Source organism: Streptomyces sp. NRRL F-5755, from assembly GCF_001279365.1.
Classification (GTDB): domain Bacteria; phylum Actinomycetota; class Actinomycetes; order Streptomycetales; family Streptomycetaceae; genus Streptomyces; species Streptomyces rimosus.
Window position 1 is genome coordinate 1 of record NZ_LGCW01000133.1, and the last position, 2423, is coordinate 2423.

At 70.2% G+C, this 2423-nt stretch carries 3 protein-coding genes; 2 read left to right on the forward strand and 1 reads right to left on the reverse strand.

What is annotated here, in order from left to right; genetic code table 11:
* Positions 1 to 266, forward strand: a 266-nt coding sequence (locus tag ADK86_RS44465; protein WP_234345861.1) for a hypothetical protein, incomplete at its 5' end; no start/stop codon positions are given.
* 178 nt (positions 267 to 444) lie between these two features.
* On the opposite strand, the gene ADK86_RS14905 is transcribed toward ADK86_RS44465, so the two are convergent.
* Complete coding sequence (locus ADK86_RS14905) at positions 445 to 1452, reverse strand: stage II sporulation protein M (protein WP_053697035.1); 1008 nt, start codon at positions 1450 to 1452, stop codon at positions 445 to 447.
* 131 nt (positions 1453 to 1583) lie between these two features.
* Here ADK86_RS14905 and ADK86_RS14910 point away from each other — a divergent pair.
* A partial coding sequence (locus ADK86_RS14910; protein WP_053697036.1) for an RDD family protein occupies positions 1584 to 2423 on the forward strand: 840 nt, incomplete at its 3' end.

Genomic DNA, 2423 nt, shown 5'->3' on the forward strand with positions numbered 1-2423 from the left:
CGGTGCGTTTCGGCCTTTCGGCTTCTGCGCGGTTCCAACCTTACCAGATCCGTTCGGCGTTTCCGCTTTCCGTTTCCGGCTCCCTGCTGGAGCGGGATGGCCGTCCGGCTTTCGCTTTCCGGCCTTTCCGACTCTATCAGGTCCGATTTGCAGTCCGTTTCCAGGCTGAATTCGATTCCGATTTTGTCGGGGGGTTTGCCTTTCGGCTGGTCCGACTTTATCAGAAGCGTTTCACCGATCTGAATCGGTGCGCGTTTTCCGGATAAAGATTCGGCGGTGCTTCGTGGAATCGATGTTCCGAACGAAGCAGACGAGAGACTAACCGTTGCGGTCGAACATGTCTAGTCCGCGGCAACCGTTCGAATCTACCTCCCCGCCTCTCCCGTGTCAACGGGTTTCTTGGGGTGATCAGGAGATTAGCAGGTCAGCGGGCCTGTACGCACATCAGGCGGCCGTGGGGAGGAGCGCGTCGCGGTCCGACGCGTCGACGTCGCCCGTTTCGCCGGAGCGGACGGCGCGGCCGCCGAGTACGTACACATACACGAGAAAGGCCAGCTCGGCGACGACGCCGATCGTGATGCGGGCCCAGGTGGGCAGGCCGGAGGGAGTGACGAAACCTTCGAGGGCGCCCGACACGAACAGCACGGCGGCGAGGCCGATGGCCACACCGAGCGCGGTGCGCCCTTCTTGTGCGAGGGCGGTGCGGCGGGTGCGCGGGCCCGGGTCGATGACCGTCCAGCCAAGGCGCAGGCCCACTCCGGCGGCGACGAAGACGGCGGTGAGTTCCAGGAGGCCGTGCGGGAGAAGCAGCCCCAGGAAGGTGTCGAGGCGGCCGGCCGAAGACATCAGCCCCAGGCCGACGCCCAGGTTGAGCATGTTCTGGAAGAGCACCCAGAAGACGGGGAGGCCCAGGAAGGCGCCCAGGACCAGGCACAGGGCGACGGCCTGCGCGTTGTTCGTCCAGACCTGGGCGGCGAAGGAGGCGGCGGGGTGGCTGGAGTAGTACGTCTCGTACTCGCCGCCCGGCCGGGTCATGGCGCGGAGGTCTTCGGGTGCGCCGATGGCGGCCTGGACCTCGGGGTGGGTCGAGATCCACCAGGCGATGAGGGCACCGATGGCGGTGGACAGAAGGGCCGTCGGTATCCACCAGTGGCGCAGCCGGTAGACCGCGGCCGGGAACGAGACGGTGAAGAAGCGGGCCACGTCGCGCCAGGACGCCTTGCGCGCGCCGGTCACCGTACTGCGGGCGCGGGCCACGAGTGAGGTGAGGCGTCCCGTGAGGACGGGGTCCGGGGCGCTGGTCTGGAGCAGGGACAGGTGGGTGGTGGCGCGCTGGTAGAGCGTGACGAGTTCGTCGGCCTCGGCGCCGGTGAGGCGGCGTTTGCGGCGCAGCAGTTCTTCGAGGCGGTCCCACTCCGCTCGGTGGGCCGTGACGAAGACATCGAGGTCCATGGGGTTCCGCTCCTGGCAGCGCCGTGAGGTGACTGTGCCGTCAGCTTGGCAGACTGGGCGCGTCGGCCGTGGGGCGGGCGTCGGTTCGGGGACGGGCCGGTACGGATTCGGGGCAGGGAAGGACGGCGCGCGTGAACGAGCTCGTGACGGGCGAAGCGGTGGTGTTGGGGCTGCGGCCGGCCCGGCTGCCGAGCCGGGCGCTGGCGGTCCTCGTCGATCTGGCGGTGACCTGGAGTGCCTATGTCCTGCTGTCGGTGGTGATGCTGAGCTCCACGGCGTCGATGGACGAGGCGGCGCGGGCCGCCGTGTCGGTGGCGCTGTTCGTGCTGGTGCTGGTCGGGGTGCCGATCATTGTGGAGACGCTGAGCCGTGGCCGTTCGCTGGGGAAGCTGGCATGCGGGCTGCGAGTGGTGCGCGAGGACGGCGGGCCGGTCCGGTTCCGGCACGCGCTGGTACGGGGCGCGATGGGCACCATAGAGATCGTCCTGACGATGGGCGTGGTGGCCTGCATCGCCTCGCTCGTCTCGGCGCGCGGCCGGCGGCTCGGGGACGTCTTCGCGGGCACCGTGGTCGTACGGGAGCGGATACCCACCCCGCGCGGGATGCCGGCGCTGCCGCCCCCGCCGCCCTGGCTGGCGGCGGAACTCGGCGCGCTGGACCTGTCGCGGGTGCCGGACGGCTGGTGGCTGACGGTGCGCCAGTTCCTGAGCCGAATATCCCAGCTCGATCCGCAGGTCGGTGGTGCGATGGCGGCCCGTCTGACCGGGGATCTGAGCGGCTGGACCGGGGCGGTGGTGCCCGCGGGCATGCATCCGGCGGTGTATCTGGCCGCGGTGGTGGGCGAGCGGCAGGCGCGGGAGGCGCAGCGGGCGTTCGGGGCGCCGCTGGGGGCTCCGGGGCCGGTGGCTACGGGGGCTGCCTGGGGTGGGGCCCAGGCGGGGGTGCAGGCGGGAGCCCAAGCGGGGGTGCAG